Origin of the sequence: Pseudomonas sp. D1-36 (assembly GCF_051132205.1) — a bacterium.
GTDB lineage: Bacteria > Pseudomonadota > Gammaproteobacteria > Pseudomonadales > Pseudomonadaceae > Aquipseudomonas.
The window spans coordinates 2,941,962-2,963,503 of sequence record NZ_CP071674.1 but is presented as its reverse complement, the minus strand read 5'-3'; the positions used below and the strand labels follow the sequence as shown (position 1 = coordinate 2,963,503).

General features: G+C 60.7%; 15 protein-coding genes. 11 read left to right on the top strand and 4 right to left on the bottom strand.

Translation table 11 applies throughout. From position 1 onward, the window contains the following. The first annotated feature begins 198 nt into the window (after nt 1-198). Entirely contained in the window at nt 199-957 is a 759-nt protein-coding gene (locus tag J3P76_RS13155) for an SDR family NAD(P)-dependent oxidoreductase (RefSeq protein WP_434700817.1), read from the top strand. A gap of 79 nt (nt 958-1,036) precedes the next feature. Beyond that, on the top strand, nt 1,037-1,543 hold the full coding sequence (locus J3P76_RS13150) for a nuclear transport factor 2 family protein (RefSeq protein ID WP_434700816.1): 507 nt from the start codon (nt 1,037-1,039) through the stop codon (nt 1,541-1,543). A gap of 124 nt (nt 1,544-1,667) precedes the next feature. On the opposite strand, the gene J3P76_RS13145 is transcribed toward J3P76_RS13150, so the two are convergent. Beyond that, nucleotides 1,668-2,582: a LysR family transcriptional regulator gene (locus J3P76_RS13145; protein ID WP_420764013.1), complete on the bottom strand. Its 915-nt coding sequence runs from the start codon at nt 2,580-2,582 to the stop codon at nt 1,668-1,670. A gap of 258 nt (nt 2,583-2,840) precedes the next feature. On the opposite strand from J3P76_RS13145, the gene J3P76_RS13140 reads away from it, so the two are divergent. The 5 genes from J3P76_RS13140 to J3P76_RS13120 all read left to right on the top strand — a co-directional run bounded on the left by J3P76_RS13140 (nt 2,841) and on the right by J3P76_RS13120 (nt 11,924). Beyond that, entirely contained in the window at nt 2,841-3,866 is a 1,026-nt protein-coding gene (locus J3P76_RS13140) for a zinc-dependent alcohol dehydrogenase family protein (protein ID WP_420764012.1), read from the top strand. A 670-nt stretch (nt 3,867-4,536) separates the two neighbouring features. Further along, nucleotides 4,537-6,024 carry a hypothetical protein gene (locus tag J3P76_RS13135; RefSeq protein ID WP_420764011.1) on the top strand — a complete coding sequence of 496 codons (1,488 nt, stop codon included), beginning with the start codon at nt 4,537-4,539 and terminating at the stop codon, nt 6,022-6,024. Nucleotides 6,025-6,099: 75 nt separating this feature from the next. Further along, nucleotides 6,100-7,497, top strand: coding sequence for an aminotransferase class I/II-fold pyridoxal phosphate-dependent enzyme (locus J3P76_RS13130; RefSeq protein WP_434700815.1), 1,398 nt, complete (start codon nt 6,100-6,102; stop codon nt 7,495-7,497). 90 nt (nt 7,498-7,587) lie between these two features. After that, a complete protein-coding gene (gene pgm / locus J3P76_RS13125) occupies nt 7,588-9,234 on the top strand; it encodes a phosphoglucomutase (alpha-D-glucose-1,6-bisphosphate-dependent) (protein WP_420764009.1) in 1,647 nt (548 codons plus the stop codon). Between the two features lie 221 nt (nt 9,235-9,455). Further along, nucleotides 9,456-11,924 carry a UvrD-helicase domain-containing protein gene (locus J3P76_RS13120; protein ID WP_434611373.1) on the top strand — a complete coding sequence of 823 codons (2,469 nt, stop codon included), beginning with the start codon at nt 9,456-9,458 and terminating at the stop codon, nt 11,922-11,924. A 60-nt stretch (nt 11,925-11,984) separates the two neighbouring features. On the opposite strand, the gene J3P76_RS13115 is transcribed toward J3P76_RS13120, so the two are convergent. Together J3P76_RS13115 and J3P76_RS13110 are read right to left on the bottom strand one after the other, a co-directional pair. After that, nucleotides 11,985-12,263: a DUF1652 domain-containing protein gene (locus J3P76_RS13115; protein WP_003201764.1), complete on the bottom strand. Its 279-nt coding sequence runs from the start codon at nt 12,261-12,263 to the stop codon at nt 11,985-11,987. 192 nt (nt 12,264-12,455) lie between these two features. Then, nucleotides 12,456-13,919 (bottom strand): MFS transporter, encoded by a 1,464-nt coding sequence (locus tag J3P76_RS13110; protein ID WP_434611579.1) that lies wholly within the window; start codon nt 13,917-13,919, stop codon nt 12,456-12,458. A 123-nt stretch (nt 13,920-14,042) separates the two neighbouring features. On the opposite strand from J3P76_RS13110, the gene J3P76_RS13105 reads away from it, so the two are divergent. Further along, on the top strand, nt 14,043-14,945 hold the full coding sequence (locus J3P76_RS13105; protein ID WP_434611375.1) for a LysR family transcriptional regulator: 903 nt from the start codon (nt 14,043-14,045) through the stop codon (nt 14,943-14,945). 95 nt (nt 14,946-15,040) lie between these two features. Here J3P76_RS13105 and J3P76_RS13100 read toward each other — a convergent pair whose 3' ends face one another. Next, a complete protein-coding gene (locus tag J3P76_RS13100) occupies nt 15,041-15,265 on the bottom strand; it encodes a YgdI/YgdR family lipoprotein (RefSeq protein WP_420764005.1) in 225 nt (74 codons plus the stop codon). Nucleotides 15,266-15,486: 221 nt separating this feature from the next. Here J3P76_RS13100 and J3P76_RS13095 point away from each other — a divergent pair, with 221 nt between their 5' ends. The 3 genes from J3P76_RS13095 (at nt 15,487) to J3P76_RS13085 (ending at nt 21,521) form a co-directional block, all read left to right on the top strand. Beyond that, the gene (locus J3P76_RS13095; RefSeq protein WP_434611377.1) at nt 15,487-17,139 is read left to right on the top strand and encodes a VRR-NUC domain-containing protein; all 1,653 of its coding nucleotides are present in this window, start codon (nt 15,487-15,489) and stop codon (nt 17,137-17,139) included. Then, the gene (locus tag J3P76_RS13090) at nt 17,136-19,472 is read left to right on the top strand and encodes an ATP-dependent DNA helicase (protein ID WP_434611379.1); all 2,337 of its coding nucleotides are present in this window, start codon (nt 17,136-17,138) and stop codon (nt 19,470-19,472) included. The genes J3P76_RS13095 and J3P76_RS13090 overlap by 4 nt, the downstream gene beginning before the upstream one ends. Before the next feature lie 114 nt (nt 19,473-19,586). Beyond that, nucleotides 19,587-21,521 carry a PAS domain S-box protein gene (locus J3P76_RS13085; protein ID WP_434564013.1) on the top strand — a complete coding sequence of 645 codons (1,935 nt, stop codon included), beginning with the start codon at nt 19,587-19,589 and terminating at the stop codon, nt 21,519-21,521. Nucleotides 21,522-21,542 lie beyond the last annotated feature (21 nt).

Genomic DNA, 21,542 nt, shown 5'->3' with positions numbered 1-21,542 from the left:
CGGTTCCAGATATTCTCGATTGCGGGTCATGCTCTGAATCAGCTGACTCGAATCTAAACGATCAAACCTTCGCTGACGCCTCACATAACTGAACGGCCAATGTTCATTTTTGGCAGTGCCGCTCAGCCCCTGACTCCTCTCAAAATGGCCGTACTGTGGTTTCAATCGAGCCACACAACCGAGGCTGAGGAGTCAGATATGTCAGGTAAATTCGCCAATCAGATTGCAGTTGTCACCGGCGCATCCACCGGGATCGGATTTGCGATTGCGCAGGGTTTGATTGCAGAGGGAGCCAAGCGTGTTTACATCACGGGTCGCTCTGCAGCCACGCTGGAAGCTGCGGTGGCAAAGCTGGGCGACAGAGCCGTCGCGGTCATTTCGGATGTCGCGCGCCAGGCTGATCTCGATAAGCTCAAGGCGACCATTGTGGCCCGTGACGATCAATTGGACGCAGTGTTTGCCAACGCGGGCATTTGTGAAAAAAACCCGGTGGGCGAGACCACGGAGACGGCTTATTTCAATATGTTCGACATTAACGTAAAGGGCGTTTTTTTTACCGTTCAGACGTTAATGCCATTGTTGAAAGATGGCGCTTCGATCGTGTTGACGGCCTCTATCTGTTCCAGCAACGGGATGGAAGGGCTGAGCCTTTACAACGCATCCAAGGCCGCGGTGCGGTCCTTCGCAAGGACTTGGGCCAACGAACTCAAAGGTCGCAGGATTCGAGCGAATGTCCTGAGCCCTGGCTTCACCCGCACGCCTCTGATGGATAACGGCTTGAAGATGAGCGAACGCGACATCGCCGCGCTGCGACAACATGTCGAGCAGATCACTCCGCTGGGGTATATGGCCCAACCTGAAGAAATCGCCTCGTCGGCGCTGTTCCTTGCATCCGCCGATGCGAAATACGTCAACGGTGTGGAGCTGATGGTCGACGGCGGCCTGTCGCAGATCTGAACACTTGCTTAACCGCAGCGCAGCCCTCGCAGAGGGTTGCCTTTTTCGCTTTTGCGAAGTCTCAGCAGGAAACCCCATCATGAACATTGAAGAACTGAGCACCCGACTGGACGCCCTGGAAAGTCGCGCCGCAATCGAGTCGCTGATCAGCGCCTACGCCAATGCCTTCGATCGCGTTGACGTGTTGCTCCTGAGCGCAATCTGGCACGAAGAATCGACACTGGACTTACCGGGTTTCGGTAAGGCCGGAAACCGTGACGAAATCCTGGCGATGGCGCAAAACAGCTGGCACCAGATGCCTTATATGCACCACTGGATGGCCAACCCACTGATCGAAATCAAGGGTGACAGCGCGGCGGGTACGGTGGCCGCGGATTGCCTGTTCCATGACATTGAAAAAGGTCCGGTTCAAGCCAGTGGGCTGTACCACGACAGGTTTGAACGTCGCGACGGAAAATGGGCGTTCCTGTCACGTCGTTTTGAACTGCACTTTCTGACACCTTTAAAGGATTGGGTACCCGTAGCGGGCGATGAAAAGTACACAGCGGATCAACATCAGCGCCTGAACATGCTTTCACAGAAATGACGTGCTTGCATGACGTCCAGTGAGTAGTGAGTGGCGCGAACGACAAGCGCTGCCCGGTGTGAATGGGTCGCTACGACCTATGAAAAGTCAGAAATGATCAGCTAAACAGCCTGCCCGACGAAACCTAAAGACTCTCAGGGTCCCCAAAAAACATCTGGATCCGCGACCGCAACCAGCGTTCTCCCGGGTCATTATCCTGTGATCCCCGCCAAGCCATGTGCAGTTCGAAGCTTCGCACCGGGATGGGTGGGTCTTCGGCGCGCACGCCGCCGGCGGCGGTCAATGCGTCGGCGGTGTAATCGGGTACGGTGGCGATGATGTCGGTGCCCGATAACAGTGTGCTCAGGCCGTTGAATTGCGGAACCGCCAGTACCACATGGCGCTTGCGGTCGAGTTTTTCCAGTTCTTCATCGATAAAGCCGCTCAAATCCCCGGCGAATGACACCAGGGCGTGGGGCCGGGCGCAGAATTCGTCCAGGGTCAGCCGTCCCGGCGCGGTGTCGGCCCGTAGCACTTTCGGCGAACTGCGACGCAATACCTTGCGTTTGGCATTGGCCGGCAAGTCGTCGGTATAGCTGACGCCGATGGAGATTTCCCCCGAGGCCAGCAAGCCCGGCATCAGGATGTAATTGACCCGGCGCACCACCAGCACAATGCCCGGTGCTTCGGCTCGCAGGCGCTTGAGCAGCATGGGCAGGAGGGCGAATTCGGCATCGTCCGACAGGCCGATGCGAAACACCGAAGTGCTGGTGGCCGGGTCGAATTCCGCCGCCCGGCTGACCGCGGTGGAGATTGAATCCAGGGCCGGAGAGAGCAGGGCGAAGATTTCCACCGCTCGGGCGGTGGGTTCCATGCTGCGCCCGGTGCGCACGAACAAGGGGTCATCGAACAGGCTGCGCAGGCGCGACAGCGCGGCGCTGATGGCCGGCTGGCCGAGAAACAGCTTCTCGGCGGCGCGGGTCACACTGCGTTCATGCATCAATGTTTCGAACACGATCAACAGGTTCAGGTCGACACGACGCAGGTCATTACGATTCATCTGGGGTCCTGGCAGATTCGGCAAGCTTGACGTGGGCGGCCATATGGGAACAATGACCGGCATGAATCTTACGGGGAAAGGCTGGTACTCTGCATCGGGTAAATGCATTTTCTTAGGGATAAGTCCTACAGGACTGGTTAGGTTTTCTTGCTGCGGAATCAATGACAGGCATGTCGACTATTAATAGCCACTGGTGGTCTTGGCTACAAAGCCCGGATAGAGTTCATGGCATTAGAGGTTACTTTGACGAGGTTTGCGATGTCCCGCACGATCCGTTTTCACAAGTTTGGTGGTGCCGAGGTGCTCAAATGCGAAGAGCATGCGGCGGCTCTTCCTGCGCCGGGAGAAGTGCAGGTCCGCGTCGAAGCGATCGGCATCAGCTGGTATGACACCCTGTGGCGCCAGAACCTGGCGTCGTCCCAGGCGCGCCTGCCTTCGGGGCTTGGCCATGAAATGGCTGGCGTGGTCACCGCCATCGGCGACGGTGTCGACGATCTGGCCGTCGGCGACAAGGTCGCCAGCTTCCCCGCAGAGAGTCCGAACGATTATCCGGTGTATGGCGAGGTCATCGTGCTGCCACGCACCGCGCTGACTCGCTATCCCGACGTGCTCAGCCCAATCGAGGCCGCGGTGCATTACACGCCGCTGTTGATCGCCTACTTCGCCTACATGGACCTGGCACGGGTCAAGCCTGGGCAGTTTGCCCTGGTCACCGATGCCAGCCATTGCGCCGGTCCGTCGTTCGTGCAGCTGGGCAAGGCCTTGGGTGTGCGGGTGATCGCAGCGACCAAGACTGCCGACGAGCGCGAATATCTGCTGTCGCTGGGCGCCGAAAAGGTGATCGTTACCGAAGAGCAGGACTTGCTGATGCAAATCAACAAGCTGACGGACAATCGTGGCGTCGACGTCGTGTTCGACGGGCTTGGCGGTCCGCAGATGTCGCTCCTGGGTGACGTGCTGGCACCTCGTGGCAGCCTGGTGCTGTATGGCTTGCAGGGTGGCAACCAGACGCCATTTCCGGCTTGCGCGGCCTTCCAGAAGAACATCCAGTTCTTCGTGCACTGCATCGGCAATTTCACCGGCAAGCCGGAACTGGGGATTGTCCAGGACCAGGTGGCCTTGCAGCGCGCATTGCGTGATATCAACCAGCTCACCGCCGATCGTGTCGTGTTGCCACTCAAGACTCGGGTCTTTCCCTTCTCCGAGTTCGTCGAGGCCCACCGCTACATGGGCGAATGCCCTTGCCGCGAACGTGTTGCCCTTCAGGTGGTCGACCCCGCCTGATTCCCCTCCTTGCGCAAGAGCCAGCGGTTTCGGCTCTTGCGCGGCCCTGGCCTGCCTGGCCACGCGCCTTTTCATTGCGTCTTGCCTTATCCAAGGCGGCCCTGCGCCTGCTTGTGCGCGTTACCTATGCCGCTTTTCCCCGCGTTGAAAACCGAAGTCGCGCAACTGAACTGGTTTTTGGCGCCAATCTGTATCTTCTAATCATTATTTAAGTGCTGATAATTGAACGCTTGTTTCCAACTCAAGGAAGAAGTCGTGGCGCAATACAGACTTTACTCAGGTTTCGACCCTTCAGCGAATATTCAAAATGGCCCGGATGGTAGTTGCTTTGGTCCTGCCCGTCGATCATGGGGAAAATCGAGTTGGTCAACAGGAGAGTTGCTTTTCGGCATGTTCTTTATCTGTTGTCTCTCTAGTCTGTGGGAAGTTGTAAGAAATCTCCTAGGATGTAACGATTGTTCAGCGAGGGGCAATGATTGCGGGGTTTTCCTGGGCTCTGATGAGGCGGCGGGGTCAAGTTGCCTCGTATGTGTCAAATGATTACCCAAGGCAAATGTGGAGCGTATTGCCAATACTGTTGGCAATAACAAAGCAATATTCAGAACACTGCGTCGCGCAATCGGATTGGTGCGGGCGCGACGCCGATAATCGAATTTCCAGGTAAATGGTTATGAGTGCAATTCATGAACAGGCAATGACTTACGTTTACCAGCAAGTATTGCAACGCTTGCTGGATTTTTATTCCCGAGCGGAACGGACTGCACTGCAGCTCCTGATCCAACGCTTGATCGTCGCCGCTGGGGGCATCGAGCGAATCGGCGATTACCGGGTGCTGTCGGTGCAGAATGGGAGCCGGGAGGGGTTCTACGTCCTGACAGCCTTGCGAGCGGCGCAATTGAGCATCGCCGGTCGGCACCCGGCGACGTTCGATCTTCGCGTCGCCACGCCTCGCCTGGGGGAGACGACCCAGGCCAGCCTGGAGAATATTCATCGCTGCTACAGCGCGCTGTTCCTCTACGACGACCCCAGGGTGGAGCTGCTCATGGCCGACAACCGTGAGGTGGTGCCATTCGACCATCGCAAGGCACCTTCGGAGGCGTGGTATGAGTCCAATCGGACCCACATGCTGATGCTGGGCCACCTGCGTCCGTCCGACAGCCTCTTGGGCCTGGGGGATGAGGGCTACCTGGCAATGGCGGAATTCTACAGGCATGTGGCGCGCTGGGAGTCGGGCGTCGATTCATGGGTCAGCAGCGACACGCCACGCCAGCAGAAGCAATTCATGGCGGGCCTTCATCGTGCGACCCGCAAGGTCGGCCAGCCTGTCGATCCGAGTTGTGGCTTCGACGGCCTGTTCATGCAGCTCGACACGATAGGCGGCGATTTCTTCCAACAGTTCTATGGCCGGGCCCGCCTGGGGCCGTGGCGGCCCGAAGGTCAGTTCGAGGCCTGTCGGCGGATAGGGCATATCAGCATCGACGACCTGATCGTCGATCGCCTGGAGGAAAACAACTGGCCTCTGTTCAGTGAATTTCTGCGGGTACGTCCCGATGGGCTGGTTGCGCCAACGATCGAGCATGAGTTCCTCAGTCCGTTCCTGTCCGCTCACCTGTACGGCTTGCAGGCCTGCTATCTGCAAGGTCGCAGCTATGAAACCGGCTATGGCGACTATGTGCAGCGCACTGTCATGCTCATGCATCGCAAGCAATTACCCCTCCATGTCTGCCAACAGGTCCAGGAACTGTTCGGCTCGCCGGCGGCCATCCCCGAGCGTCGCGCCCAGGCAGCCAACGAGGTGCAAAACACCTTGAGGCTCAATGAAACCCAACTGGTGTGCATGCTGTTTGCGCCCTTCGTGGACAATGGCGCGGGGCTGGAGCATTTCCTGCGCTGTAGCCATCCGGGCATGCTGGTGGCGATGCCGGACCTGCACAAAGCCTTGCAGGGAGGGACCGTCGCCGATCAGGTTGCGCAATGGATGGTGGATGTCAGCGGCCTGTCTATCCCGATGCTTGGCAAGTTGTACCGCGTCCGACTCGTCCCCGCGGAACGGGGGGCGGTTTCGGTGGTCGGCCCGCAATCAGTCGAGCAAGGCTTCGATACGGATGAAGATGAGCAGGGTACCGATGGATTGCGCGAACGCTCGGCGCGACGCTGAGGAACGGGGTTTGAAGGGGTTGGCTTTTCTCGTCCCGGCACGGCTGGCCATGGCTCGTATCGTTGGCGCGGGCTCATGAAGGTAGGCCGGGAAACAGATTTCGCCTACCAGGCGGTCTACCGATACCTGACGAACCTCATCAATGAGCTTGGCGCAGACGCCAAGGTGCGATTGCCATCGTTGCGGCAGTTGTCCGAGCGCCTGAGCGTATCCATCTCGACGATCCAGTACGCCTACTCCCTACTGGAGAAGGAAGGGCGCGTGTATTCAATCGCCAAGTCCGGTTACTACGCGTCGCCGGTGCCCTGCGTTGCCGACCTGGGCGACGGTGAGGATTTGCTCGAAACCTTGTATGTCAACGCCCGCAGGCCTGGCATGCTGGTGCTCAGCGATGATGAGCCGGCTTCCCTGCAGCCGCTGGACAGCCCGCTGCTTTTGCTTGAGCGCGAGTTGCTCCGCCAATACCCGCGCGCTTCACAATTGACCTCACAACCCTGGGGCGAACAGGAGCTGCGAACGGCCCTTGCGGCTCGCTATACGTCTTCGCCGGCCCGATGCTGGAATGCCGACGACGTTTATATCGGTGCCGACCTGCGAGGTGTCCTGGAGATCCTCATCGCGGTATTGGCCCTCAAGGGGGCGACGGTGCTGATGGAGTCACCCGGCGACTGGACTGTCCTGCGCCTGCTGCAAGCGGCCGATGTGCAAGTGATCGAGCTGCCATCACCGGCGGGCGGGGACATGGACGTCGAGCAACTGGAGCGATTGCTTGCGAGCGAAACGGTGAGCCTGGTGGTGCTGTCCTCGGTCTTGAGCATGCCCAGGGGGACGCGCGCGAGCGAGGGTAATCGCCGCGCCGTGGCGCGGTTGCTCGAACGATACGGTACCTGGGTGCTGGAGAACGATAGCTACACCGACTTGGTATTCGAGCCAGGGAGCACGCCATTTCGGGATCTGCTGGACCCGGATCGTCTGATTGTCTACTCCACGTTCGAGAAAACCATCGGTGCCGAGGCGCCCTACGGTTACGTGCTGTCCAGGCAACTGACGTTGACCTTGCAACGGCACTTCCTGCTGCGCGCATTTCGCCTGTCGCCGATTCGCCAGAAGGCGATTGCACGCCTGTACAGCAATGGAAGGATCGACCAGCACCTCCTGGTCTTGCGCCGCTTGCTACGGGAAAGCGCCGCGTCGACCTCGCAATTGTTGCGCGAGCGGGTGAGTGATTGCCTGCAATGGGTGGAGCCCGAAGGAGGGGCGACGGTCTGGGCGCGAACTTCGCGCCCAGCTGACATGCGCCGGGTCTTTCAGCGCCTGCTGGCCCGTCGAATCGTCATCGCGCCGGGAGAATTGTTCAGCATCCAGGGGATGTACGGCCAGCATCTGCGCCTGACCCACGCATTCAGCTCAGTGGACGATCGGCAGGCCGCCCTATCTGCATTGGCCGACGCTTTGAAGCTCGAGCAATCTTGATCGCTGGGCCAGGGATCGAACCCATCGCGTGATGGTCGAACTGTCAGTAAACTGCATCCATTTTCGAGCCACTCCATTCCGAGGTTTTGCATGACAGTCAGTCCATTTGCGGGCAAGCCGGCACCGGCAGAGTTGTTGATCGATATCCCGCGACTGGTTACGGCCTATTACACGGGCCGACCCGATGCCTCGGTCGCGACCCAGCGCGTCGCTTTCGGCACCTCGGGGCACCGCGGCAGTTCTTTCGACCTGGGCTTCAATGAATGGCATGTGCTGGCCATCAGCCAGGCGATTTGCCTTTACCGCGAAGCCCAAGGTATCGATGGGCCGCTGTTCGTCGGCATCGACACCCATGCGTTGTCGACCCCCGCGGCAGCCAGCGCCCTGGAAGTGCTGGCCGCCAACGGTGTCACCGTGATGATTGCCGAAGGCGATGAATACACCCCTACGCCGGCCGTTTCCCACGCCATCCTCTGCTACAACCGAGGCCGCACCACTGGCCTGGCCGATGGCATCGTCATCACGCCGTCCCATAATCCGCCGCAAAGCGGTGGCTACAAGTACAACCCCACCAACGGTGGCCCGGCGGATACCCATATCACCAAATGGATCGAAGCCAAGGCCAATGAGCTGCTCGCCAACCAGCTGGCCGGCGTCAAGCGCATCAGCTACGAACAGGCGCTCAAGGCCGACACCACCCACCGCCATGATTTCCTCAATACCTACGTGGCAGATCTGGTCAACGTCATCGATTTTGATGCCATTCGCAATGCCGGGTTGCGCTTGGGCGTCGACCCGCTGGGTGGCGCGGGCGTGCGCTACTGGCCGGCCATCGCCGAGCACTATCGACTGGATCTGGACGTGGTCAATACTCACGTCGATTCGACCTTCCGCTTCATGACGGTCGACTGGGATGGGCAAATCCGCATGGACCCATCCTCCAGTCACGCCATGCAAGGCCTGATCGGCCTGAAAGAACGTTTTGACGTGGCGTTCGCCTGTGACCCGGATCATGACCGCCACGGTATCGTGACTCCGAGCGGCGGCCTGCTGGCGCCGAACAACTACCTGGCAGTGTCGATCGACTACCTGTTCCAGAACCGCCCGCAATGGCGTGCCGATGCCGCTGTCGGCAAGACTGTCGTCAGCAGTGGCCTGATCGATCGCGTGGCCAACCGTCTGGGACGACGCCTCTATGAAGTCCCGGTGGGCTTCAAGTGGTTTGCCGATGGGCTGTTCGACGGTTCCCTCGGTTTCGGCGGCGAAGAAAGCGCCGGCGCCTCGTTCCTGCGCAAGGACGGTGGCGTCTGGAGTACCGACAAGGACGGTCTGATTCCGGCGTTACTGGCTGCGGAAATGACCGCTCGCACGGGTCGCGATCCAAGCCAGGCCTATCGCGCCCTGACGGACGAGTTGGGTGAACCGTTCTCGGTGCGGGTCGACGCCAAGGCCAGCCCGCAGCAAAAAGCACTGCTGAGCAAGTTGTCGCCGGACCAGGTCCAGTCCACCGAACTGGCCGGGGAGGCGATCCAGAACATCCTCAGCCATGCGCCAGGCAACGACCAGGCCATCGGCGGCCTGAAAGTGATGACCGAGAACGGCTGGTTCGCAGCGCGTCCGTCGGGCACTGAAGACATCTACAAGATCTATGCGGAGAGCTTCGTGAGCGACGAGCACCTTAAACAACTGGTGGTCGAAGCCCAGGCGCTGGTGGACGGGGCCATTTCCGGGCAGTAACCGAACGTTACGCTCCACCCCTGTATTGGCAGCGATGCCAATACAGGGGTGGGCGACCCTGCTCGCGAAGCATTGCCATGCCAGCAAACCTTGCGATACCAACCTGCCATGGCACTTTCATTTCATCGCCTAAATCCATGACTTAAAAGCTTTTGGCTGGAATCCGCCGGTAAATCCAGACACCATAGTCGCCATGGTTCTGAACTCCGGAGACTCCAAGCGTGCCGCAACACCGTCCCGATCTTCCCTCCGACCTCTTGCCCCTGGCCCAGATGCCCTGGTTCAAGCGCCTGGCCGCGCGTTTATTCGGCCACGGCCTGACACGTTTGCGCGCCCAACACCGGGCGTCCTGGCTGCACGGTCAGGCCGATGGCTTTCGGAGCGGCCACACCGCCGGGTTTGACTATGGTTTCAGCGAAGGCAAGGCCGAGGGGTTGGAAGAGGGTCGCCAGGTCCTGTTGATCCGGGATTCGCGAAGCACTGAACATCCCGCTCCCCAAGTCGATGACCTGCTGTTCGATGACTGGCGCTTCCCCCTGACGGCCGAGCTGAAAAAACGCATGAAGGCTGACGTTGCCCGGCTGTTGCCGGCGCAGGCGCAACCCAGCAGCGCCCAATGGAAAATGATCTTCAGCGATACGCCGGCGACGTCGGTCGTTGCGGGCGCGGGCGCGGGCAAGTCCACCACCTTGGTGCTGCGCATCGTGCTGCTCTCACAGTACCTGGGCTTCGAGCTGGGCTCGATGACCGTGGTGACATTTACCCGGGAGTCGCGCAAGGATTTCATCGAGAAGCTCATCTCGGTCTTTGCGCTTTGGGGGCGGGCGATCGGGTTGAAGGAGGCGCGCGAACTGGTGCGCACCTTCCATTCTCGTATCCTGCCCATGGTCCGCAGTTTGCCGGGATTCGAGCGGCTCCAGGCGTTCGAGACCCTGAGCCATCGAACCGGGCCTGATGATGAGGACGGCCAAGGCAATCCGTTCGATCTGCGCATCAACGATGCCCAGCGCCAGCAGCTCAACGCCTGCTATCACGGGCTTTATCAGCGTGACGAGCGGTTCCGTGCGCTGATGACGTCACTTTCCCGTCACGCCTTGCAGCTCAAGGAACTGGAGCGCGACCACCCGGATGTGCAAAAGCGCATCGCTGTGACCGAGCTGGCGGCCCAGCGCGACGAAGCGTTGTGCGATGCGATCGAAGACCTCTGGTTTCGCGCGGGCGTCTGGCCGATCAAAGGGGTTGAGCCCAAGCGCGAAACGTTTGAGATCAATGGGTCGAGGTTTCATTGCCACGGCTACATACCGACCCTCGATGCCTGGGTGATGCTAGGGTTCGATCCGCGAGAAAATACTCAACTGAGTCGGCCCGGCGCCAAGCTCAGCCTGCGCGCCGAATGGGCAGTTAAGCGAACTCTGTTTCAAGCTTTCTGCCGTAAGCCGTTGATTTGGCTCGAAAGCTATGAAGAGGCCGGGCGGGTCCTCGCCTCGCTGGCGGGCAACGGCACGGCGGGTCCCGGCTTTGATTACAAGATAAAGGGCGAGTTGGCTTCGGCACCGTTGCTGGATTGTTTCGTTTCGGCGGCGGGCTTCATCGAAAACCTCGGCCTGGATGTCCCGGACGCCGTGGGCAGGCTGTGTTTCTCCAAGGACGACCCGGATCGGTATTTTTTCGAGGCGCTGAGCCGTTTCTGGCGGGCTTTCGAGGACCATTTGCTCGACCAGTCCCCTCCGGTCATGACCTACAACCGGATGTTCTCGCTGTTCAGCGAGCATTCGCCGGAGAACTTCAAGCTGCTCGATGACGCGCTGCTGAGGTCGATGTCACATTTGATGATCGATGAGTTCCAGGACGTTTCGCCACAGATCGTCTCCTGGCTGCGAGCGACCCTAAGTGAGGTGCGCAAGCGCGGGCCCGCCATGCATGTGGGGCGGGGCGCCCAGCGGTCGTCGTTGCTGTGCGTGGGTGACGACTGGCAGTCGATCTACGGGTGGCGTGGCAGTTCGCCGAGTTTTTTCGTGGGATTCAACAAGCAATTTCCATCACCGGCGAATACGCGGGTCATGCTCACCGAGAATTACCGCAGCCACCAATACATCATCGACGCGGCCGAACATATCGTTGGTACGACGCCTTCCATTCCCGGCAAAAAAGCCAAGGCCAGTGGAGAGCCTCGTTCGCCGAGCCCGGTCAATGTGCTGGAGCGGGACGACGAAGGCTTGGCGAGGCGGCTCGGCGAGCACTACCGCAACGGCGATTCGATCTTGATGTTGTATCGAAAAAGTAGCGATAAGCTATTGATACAAAAGTATATTGAGCCAACAGTTAAGGTGGATTCTAGCTTACCGTATTCTCAAAGGCGCCTCAGGCAGATGACCTACCATAGCGCCAAGGGTCTCCAGGCGGATGCGGTGTTCTTGATAGGCGACTGCCAACATTTGACCCGTTCGCCGTACAAGAACCAGGTGTATCGAATGGCTGGGTTGGGCCAGGAAGGCGACGCCGAACCTTACGACTCGGCGCAGCGCGATGAGATCCTGCGCTTGGCGTATGTGGGCATTACACGGACGGTGCAGCATTGCTACTGGTATGTCGATGGTCAAGACAGCCAGGCGGCTAACGCACCGAAGGCCTCGGACCGGGTCGGGGTAGGCAAACCGTTTTTCGCTGATCACCGCCGTGCGCGCGGCTGAGCTGCCTTGGCAAAACTCGTAACGACAAAAAAGCCCACATAAAAATGTGGGCTTTTTTCGTCATGAGGCGAATCGTCGCAAACCAACCGGAGGAACGAAGGCTTCTAGCTCGGCTTCCACCGCTTCGATAATTCGCTCGACGTCGGGGGCGTTCATCACGGTCGCGCAGGGAATGCCTGCAATCGCGATCATGGTTTCGCCGCTCGCGCGATCAAATAACCGGGCAACCATACTGCCCGGAGCGTCCATGCTGGCTTCGAAGCCCATGGGATGGAAGTGCCAGCGCATCAACTGGCAGGCGTTGGGGAACGTTACCTTGCTGAAAGATCCTTTATTCATCTGTAGCCCGCCTTCTTCATCAAGCGCTTCCTTTTGCTCATGTCAGGAAGGAAGAGCCATCTTGGCTCTACCAGTGAGTACTAAAAATAGCATTTGAAAATGAACGGCACGTGGATTTTTTCAGTCCGTTTGGCGATTGGTTCAGTTTTTTTGATCTGCGTCATGACCTAACGCTAAATGTTCAGAACGCCATCACCGTTTGCTGGTGCGCTCCGCGCCTTGCTTCAACCGCTCTGGCACGCGGGTTGCGGCGCTTATCAACCACGCCAGGGCGGTCAGGGCCAGGCCGGCGGCAAACGTGAGATGCATGCCGTTCGTTACGTCTTCCGGACTTGCGACAGAGATACCGTTGGTCGGCAAAACCGCGGCAAAAACCGCACCGAGCACTGACGCGCCAGAAAGGAAGCCAAGATTGCGCGATAAATTGAGCAGGCCGGCAACCACGCCACGCTTGTCATCGGGGACCGGCGCCATCACCGCCGCGTTGTTCGCGGGTTGAAACAGCGCGTAGCCAAGGGTAGTCACCGCAATGGCAAGAACATAGCCCGCAATGCCCTGCGTGGGGGGAATCCGCGACAAGAGCAGGGTGCCGAGGACCATCGTCGCCAGCCCGGCTAGCCGCATTGGACGTACCCCGAACTGATCAGCCAGGCGTCCGGCGGGCACACCGGCGAGCGCGGCCACGCAGGGGCCCGCCGCCAGTACCAAGCCGACGATTGCCGGAGGCAGACCGAGGGTGATGGACAAGTAGAACGGGCCGACCAGCAAAGTCGCCATCATGACCGCCGCGACCAATGCACTGGCCGCCAGGCCTGACACTAGGGGGCGGTCGCGGAACATCGCCAGGGGAATCAGTGGCGAGTCGAGCCTACGTTGCACCTGGACGAACAGCCCGCCGCTGATAACCGCTACCAGTAACAGCCCGCTGTTCAGCCAGCCGAAGCTTGTGCGTCCGACGGTCATCGCCAAGGTATAGGCGCCCAGCCCGGTGGCGAGCAACAGTGTGCCCAGGCCGTCGAAGCGCAAGCGCCCGATGGCAATCGGCCTGGGCACGACAGGCAGGAATCGCCAAGCCAACAGCAGCGTCAGCAGGCCCAGGGGCAGGTTGATCAAGAACAGTGCGTGCCAGCCAAACCCTGTGATCAGCAGGCCGCCCAGGGACGGGCCCAAGGCGGTGCCCACCGCCGACAGCGTGGCAAGCAGCCCCATGGCGCTGCCAGTCCTGCTCTTTTCCACCGTTTCGCCGACCAGGGCCAGCGTCAGGGTCATCATGATCGCCGCCCCCAGGCCTTGCAGGGCCCGGGCCGCGACCAACCACCAGAGCGACGGCGCCAGGGCGCACAGCGCCGACGCAAGGGTAAACAGCGCAATGCCTGCCAGCAGCAGCTTGCGCCGGCCCAGCAAGTCGCTGAGCCTGCCCACGCTCACGATCAGCGTGGTAATCGCGAGCAGGTAGGCCAGCACGACCCATTGGACTTGCGCGAACGAGGCCTCGAACGCCTCGGCGAGCACCGGCAAGGCGACGGTGGCTACGCTGGCACCCAGTGACGCCAGCAGTGTCGAGAGTGCGAGGCTGGTCAGGGCCCAGCGCACCGGGGTACTCGGCGAGTGAGCCGCTGTCGTTGGCAAGCTTTGTTCTGCATTGGCTGGCTTCATCATGTCTCCGTTGTTTGCAACCTGCTGTTACAACGGTACGTCGAGGCTTAACATGGCGGAAGACGCATGAGTTGCAGGTTATAGCTGCATGTGACGCCATCCAACCCAGCCAAAGGCCCGCCAATGTCTGCAATCGACCTGAATCTACTCGTCACCCTGGATGCGTTGTTGTCCGAAGGCAGCGTGGCCGGTGCGGCCCGGCGGCTGGGGCTAAGTGCCTCGGCCATGAGCCGAGCGTTGGCGCGGTTGCGGCAGGCGACGGGGGACCCGTTGCTGGTCCGGGCGGGGCGCGGCCTGGTTCCAACGCCCCGGGCCATGGAACTACGCGAGCAAGTCAGCCAGTTGGTGCAGGGCGCCCAGGCCGCCTTGCGTCCGGTGCAGGCCCCGGACTTGCGCCGTATCAACCGGACATTTACGTTGCGCACCCGCCAAGGATTCGTGGAGAACTTCGCGATCGACCTGATCGCATACCTAAGCGAGCACGCCCCAGGAATACGGTTGCGTTTTGTCGAGAAGACCGACCGGGACGGCACGGCGCTGCGCGAGGGCAGCGTGGACCTGGAGACCGCCGTCGTCGATGAGGACACGCGCCCGGAACTGCGCACCCAGGCGTTGTTCGTCGACCGCATCATAGGCGTGGTGCGTGCGGGGCATCCGCTGAGTCGGGCCGAGGTGGATGTAACCGGTTACGCGGCCGGCAGGCATGTCGGCGTTTCCCTGCGCGGAATCGAGCATGGCCCGATCGATGAGGCCTTGGGGGCGTTGAATCTATCCCGCGACATCGTGACTTGCGTCCCGGGTTTTTCCACTGCCCTGGGGCTCGCGCGGTCCAGCGATTTGATTGCCAGCGTGCCGGAGCGCTACACCACGCGCCTGCGCCACGGCATGCACAGCTTCGCGCTGCCAGTCCCGATTCCTGAATTCACTGTCGCAATGCTCTGGCATCCGCGAATGGATGCTGACCCCGTGCACCGTTGGTTGAGGGGCTGTCTGCGGGAAATATGTTCGGGGAAAAAACCGATATAGCGAAGCCAGCGAGGTTAGGGCCATGGACTGGCGGGGTCGGTCCGGTACAGGTGGACAGACCGGCCGGCCCTCCAAGGGGAGGGCCCGGGATCCGTTCAGTCTTCCTTGCGAATCGTGGCGACTTCATCGGCACGAACCCGGACTTTCTTGCCTGAAATGTCTTCGAATTCGTAGAAGCCATCCGCCGTGCGGGTATTGGGGGTGTCCTCGGTCAAGTATTGGGTACCGTTCTGCAACGTCACCACGGTTGGTGATGCACAGCCGGCCAGCGCCAGGAATGCCACGGCGACCCAGGGCAGGCCCAGAAACCTGATGTTCATATCCATAACCTCTATGCATAAGGGTGAAGCCCAGCTGATTCGACCGGGCCATCACTGAGTTAACCGCCATTGGTCCCGCTTGTTGTAGGAAAGTTCATCGCCGCTTGAAGGTTTTCCCCTTTAAATATAGGAGACCGCTCATCTTTTGCAGTTGCCTGGGCTGCGACTAGCTGTTATCTGTACGCATAACCAGTACTTCAAGCACCGTGGCGCTATTTTCCGTGACAGCCAACCCCCTCGACGATCCCTTTTACTACCTGAACAATTTCCAGCGGGTGCTCGCCTGGCTGGCGCAACGCTACGCCGATGTACTCAGCGTCGAAGAGCAACGTTTCATCGAGGATTTCGCCGCACTGCCGCGTGCCGCCCAAGGCCTGCTGGTGCGGATGGTGATGCGCAAGGGGCGGCACTTTCGCCACGGCAAATTGCATTACCCCGAGATCGGCGACATCGGCACGGCGGTGCAACCCCTGATCGCCTTGGGCTGGGTGGAGGAAGAGGCTGAGCTGAGCCTGGAAGAATTGTTCGAAGTGTTGCTCAAGCCTGAAATCCTGCTCTGCCTCGGCCATGGTATCGAGCAGCCCAAGGCAAAGAAGGCTGACTGGCTGTTGGCGTTGAGCGAGGGGTTCAGCCAACCCCAGCCATTTCGCGCCTGGTGCCCTCAGCTCCAGGATCGGTTGTTCAGTCTGACCGTCATGGCGCTGTGCGACCGCTTGCGTTTGATGTTCTTCGGCAATCTCTACCAGGATTGGTCGGAGTTCGTGCTGGCGGATCTGGGTATTTTTACCTACGAGGCCGTTGAGTTCAGTGTCGAGTCCCGGGGGCTGCGCAGCCGGCAGGACATCGATGCCTGTCTTTTCCTGCATGAATGCCAGCAGTGCTTCGAAGCCGGTGAAGCGCTTGAGGCGATCGTCGCCCGGATCAATACCCTGGAATTGGATAATCCTTGGCTGGAGCTGCGTCGGGGCAAGCTGTTGTTCCAGATCGGCCAGCACGCTGAACGTATCGGCGACTTTGCCACGGCCCTGTGCATCTATTGCGATTGCACCTATCCCGGCGCGCGGTTGCGCATGATCCGGGTGCTTGAACGCGTCGGTGAATATGCCTTGGCTCTTGACCTGGGCGAAGCCGCGGCGCAGTCGCCGCAAAGCGCCGCCGAACAACAAGCCCTGTTGCGGATCGTGCCGCGGCTGCGGCGCAAACTGGGCGGGCCACCCGTGCCGCGCCCGATAGCCCGGAGCGTCGAGCGGCTGGATTTGCACTTACCCCGGGTCGATCCGGCATTGTCGGTGGAATATTGCGTCCAGGCCCATTTGCATGACGACGCCGCGCCGGTGCACTACGTCGAGAACAGCTTGGTCAATTCCCTGTTCGGCCTGCTGTGCTGGCCGGCGATTTTCGCGCCGTTGCCAGGGTCGTTCTTCCACCCGTTCCAGCGCGGCCCGGTGGACCTGCTCAACGAGGACTTTCACGACCGTCGCGCCGAGCTGTTCGCGGCGTGCTTCGCCGAGCTGGATGACGGGCGCTACCGTGAAACCATCCGCCGTCGTTATTCAGAAAAATGTGGCGTGCAATCACCTTTCGTGTTCTGGGGGGCGCTGTCCGAAGCGCTGTTGGACCAGGCGCTCGACTGTCTGCCGTCAGAGCACCTCAAACACTGGTTCAGTCGTTTGCTATTGGACATCAAGGCCAACCGCGCGGGCATGCCGGACCTGATCCAGTTCTGGCCGCAGCACAAGACCTACCGCATGATCGAAGTCAAAGGCCCTGGCGATCGCCTGCAGGACAACCAGCTGCGATGGCTGGACTTCTGCCATGAGCACCGTATGCCAGTGGCTGTCTGTTACGTGCAATGGGCGGAGCAGGGCGCATGACCGAGGCGCCGGGCTACAGCATCGCCGTGCGGGCATTGTGTGAATTCACCGCCAAGGTCGGCGACCTCGATTTGCGCTTTACTCCGTCACCCACCGCGCTGGAAGGGATTGTCGGCCACCGGACCGTGGCATCACGGCGCAGCGAGGGCTACCAGGCAGAGGTCAGCCTGGAAGGCACCTACCAGAGCCTGAAGGTCAAGGGGCGAGCCGATGGCTACGATCCTGCGACCAACCGCCTCGAAGAAGTGAAGACCTACCGCGGCGACCTCAGCAAGCAACCGGACAACCATCGGCAGCTGCACTGGGCCCAGGCGAAGATCTACGCCTGGCTGATGTGCCAGAAATTGGAGCTGCCGCGCATTGACGTTGCCTTGGTGTATTTCGACATCGTCAGCGAGAAGGAAACCTGCCTGGACCAGCGTTTCGAAGCGTCGCAACTCCAGACGTTTTTCGAGCAGCAATGCGCACGGTTCCTGGCCTGGGCAGAGCAGGAAATGCGCCATCGCCAGGCACGCAACCAGGGCGCACAGGCCCTGCTTTTTCCCCACGCGACCTTCAGGCCGGGGCAGCGCCACCTGGCCGAGTCGGTTTTCAAGGCCGTCAGCACCGGTCGTTGCCTGATGGCCCAGGCGCCCACTGGCATCGGCAAGACGGTTGGCACCTTGTTCCCCATGCTCAAGGCCTTGGCGCCGCAGCGCCTGGACAAGGTGTTTTTTCTCACGGCGAAAACCCCAGGACGCAAACTGGCATTGGACGCCGCCCGGCTGCTCACCAACAGCACGACCGCGATGCCGCTGCGGGTGCTGGAAATGATCGCCCGGGACAAGGCTTGTGAACATCCGGATAAAGCCTGCCATGGCGAATCCTGCCCGCTGGCCCGTGGATTCTATGACCGCCTGCCCCAGGCCCGGGCAGCGGCGAGCCAGGTAACGCTCCTCGATCAAGCCGCGTTGCGTGACATCGCCCTGCACCACGAGGTCTGCCCGTATTACCTGAGCCAGGAAATGGCCCGCTGGGCCGACGTGGTGGTGGCAGACTACAACTATTATTTCGATTTCAGCGCCTTGCTTTTCGGCCTTGCCCAGGCCAATGGCTGGGCGGTCGCGACCCTGGTGGACGAAGCCCACAACCTGGTGGAGCGAGGGCGGCAGATGTACAGCGCGACCCTGGATCAGGCCACCTTGTCGGCGGTGCTCAAAACCGCGCCCGAGCCCCTGAAGAAACCCCTGCAAAAGCTCAATCGCCAGTGGAATGCCTTGCACGCACCACAGGTAGCGGCTTACCAGGCTTATGGCCGCCCCCCGGAAAAGCTGCTCCTTGCGCTGGGGTCCTGCGCCACGGCTATGGGCGATTACCTCAACGACCACCCCCAAGGCCTGGACAGCGGCCTGCAGGCCTTCTATTTCGACATCTTGCAGTTCGGGCGCGTGGCGGAGTCGTTCGACGAGCACTTCCTGTTCGATATCCATAAGCGAGAAACCGGTCGCCAGCGCAGCCTGTCCACGCTGTGCCTGCGCAACGTGGTCCCGGCCGGTTTCCTGCGGCCCCGGTTCACGGCGTCACGCAGCAGCGTGCTGTTCTCCGCGACCCTGAGTCCACGGCGCTACTACGCTGACTTGCTGGGTACGCCGGCGGACACGGTATCGATCGACGTTGAGTCACCGTTCCAGGCCCAACAATTGGACGTACAGGTGGTCAGTCGCATTTCCACCCGGTTCGCCCGTCGCCAGGCTTCCCTTGAGCCGATCGTCGAGTTGATGGGCCGCCAGTTCGATGAGCGCCCTGGCAACTACCTGGCGTTCTTCAGCAGTTTCGATTATTTACAGCAGGTGGCCGGGCTGTTCGCCGAGCGATATCCGCACGTCGAGACCTGGGCGCAATCGCGCGGCATGGGCGAGGCCCCACGACAGGCGTTTATCGAGCGATTCACGGAGCAGGGCCAGGGCATCGGCTTCGCCGTGCTGGGCGGGGCGTTCGGGGAAGGCATCGACCTGCCGGGCTCGCGCCTGATCGGCGCCTTCGTCGCCACCTTGGGACTGGCGCAGTTCAACCCGGTCAATGAACAGATCAAGCAGCGAATGGCGGCGATCTTCGGCGATGGATACGACTACACTTATTTGTACCCCGGCCTGCAGAAGGTCGTGCAAGCGGCTGGGCGCGTCATCCGTACCCAGCTGGATCGCGGAGTGGTGATGCTGATCGACGATCGCTTCGGCGAGGCCAAGGTGCAGCAGTTGCTGCCACGGTGGTGGTCAATCAATCCTGAGCATCCCAAGGCACCTGCGGGAGCGAGCTTGATCGCGATGTCGCCTGCATATCCTGCCTCTTCTTAGGCGGATGCACCGCTGTCACAAGCCCAACAGCCTATAGCCCCACGAAAATCAGGTTTTTCCCGGCGGGTCAGTTGTTCCATACTCCACCCAAATTCCCTTGGATGCCTCGGCCACATGCTTGAGAAGAACCCAAAGACCGCCCGTATCGATGAAGATCAGCGCTTTAGACTGTTGATCGATGCGGTGGTGGACTATGCCATCTACATGACCGATCCGTCGGGCATTATCATCAGTTGGAACTCCGGTGCCCGGCGCTTCAAAGGTTATGAAGAATCGGAAATCCTGGGCCAGCATTTTTCCCGTTTCTACACCGACCAGGACCGCGCCGCCGGCCTGCCGCAGCGGGCGCTGGACACCGCCGTGCGCGAAGGACGCTTCGAAGGCGAAGGCTGGCGAGTGCGAAAGGATGGCACGCTGTTCTGGTCTCACGTGGTGATCGACCCGATCATCGACGCCCAGAGCGGCGAGCTGCTCGGTTTCGCCAAGATCACCCGTGACCTGACCGATCGCAAGATGGCCGAGGAAACCCTCAAGCAAAGCGAACAGCAATTTCGCCTGCTGGTGCAAAGCGTCACCGACTATGCCATCTACATGCTCGATCCGGATGGACAAGTCACCAACTGGAACCAGGGTGCCCAGCGCATCAAGGGCTATCTGCCGGCTCAAGCCATCGGCCAGCATTTTTCCATGTTCTACACCCCTGAAGACCGCGAAGCCGGGGAGCCGCAGCGCGCTCTGAGCATCGCCGCCACGGAGGGGCGTTTCGAAAAGAAGGGCTGGCGCGTGCGCAGGGATGGCACGCGATTCATGGCCCACGTGGTTATCGATGCGATTCGCAGCGATACCGGTACGTTGCTGGGGTTTGCCAAGATCACCCGGGACATCACCGATGCCACCCAAGCGCAGCAGGCCCTTGAACAGGCTCGCGAGGCGTTGTTCCAATCCCAGAAATTGCAAGCCATCGGCCAGCTCACCGGCGGCATCGCCCATGATTTCAACAATCTGCTGACGGTGATCCTTGGCAACCTGGAGATCGTGCGCAAGCGTATGCCCAGCGAGCCGAAGCTGACCCAACTGCTGGACAACGCCACCCAGGGCGCGCTGCGCGGCGTATCGCTGACCCAGCGCATGCTCGCGTTTGCCCGGCGGCAGAAACTCAGCGCCGAACCGGTCGAATTGTCGGCGCTGGTGGACGGCATCAGCGGTTTGCTGCAAAGCTCCATGGGCCCTTCGATACACATCCAGACCCAGTTTGACGAGGCGTTGTCGCCGGTGCTGGCCGACGTCAACCAACTGGAACTGGCGATCCTCAACCTGGCGACGAATGCCCGGGACGCGATGCCCCAGGGCGGCCGGATCTTGATCCAGGCACAGGAGCGACAGGGGAGCGATGCTCCGACGGCAAGCAAGCCGCTGGCGACCGGACGCTACATCTGCCTGACCATCAGCGATGAAGGCGAGGGCATGGACGAGGAGACGCTGGCTTCGGCGGTGGATCCTTTTTTCACCACCAAGGGCGTCGGCAAAGGCACTGGCCTGGGTCTGTCCATGGTGCATGGCCTGGCCGAGCAGCTGGGCGGCCGGCTGATTCTCAAGAGCGAGAAAGGCGTCGGCACCAGTGCCGAGCTGTGGTTGCCAGTGGCCGACGATTCGGTCAGGGACAAGCCACCCGCCACCGAGATACCAACGCAACACGTCCAGAAACTGACGGTGCTGGTGGTGGACGATGACAGCCTGGTGCTGACCAGCACCCGTTTGCTGATCGAAGACTTGGGGCATCGGGTCCTCTGCGCGTTGTCTGGCGCCCAAGCGCTGGAGCTGTTCGAGCGCAATGAAGGTATCGACCTGGTGATCACTGACATGGCCATGCCCCAGATGGATGGCGCGCAGCTGGCCAGATTGCTGCGCGAGCGCCAACCGACCCTGCCGGTTATCCTCGCCACTGGTTACGCCGAGCGCCTGGAAGGGTTTGCAACGCAATTGCCGCGTTTGACCAAGCCATTCAAGCAGATCGACCTGGTGCAGATCATCGGGCAGACGATGGGTTAAACCGCCAAGTCGTCATGTGCG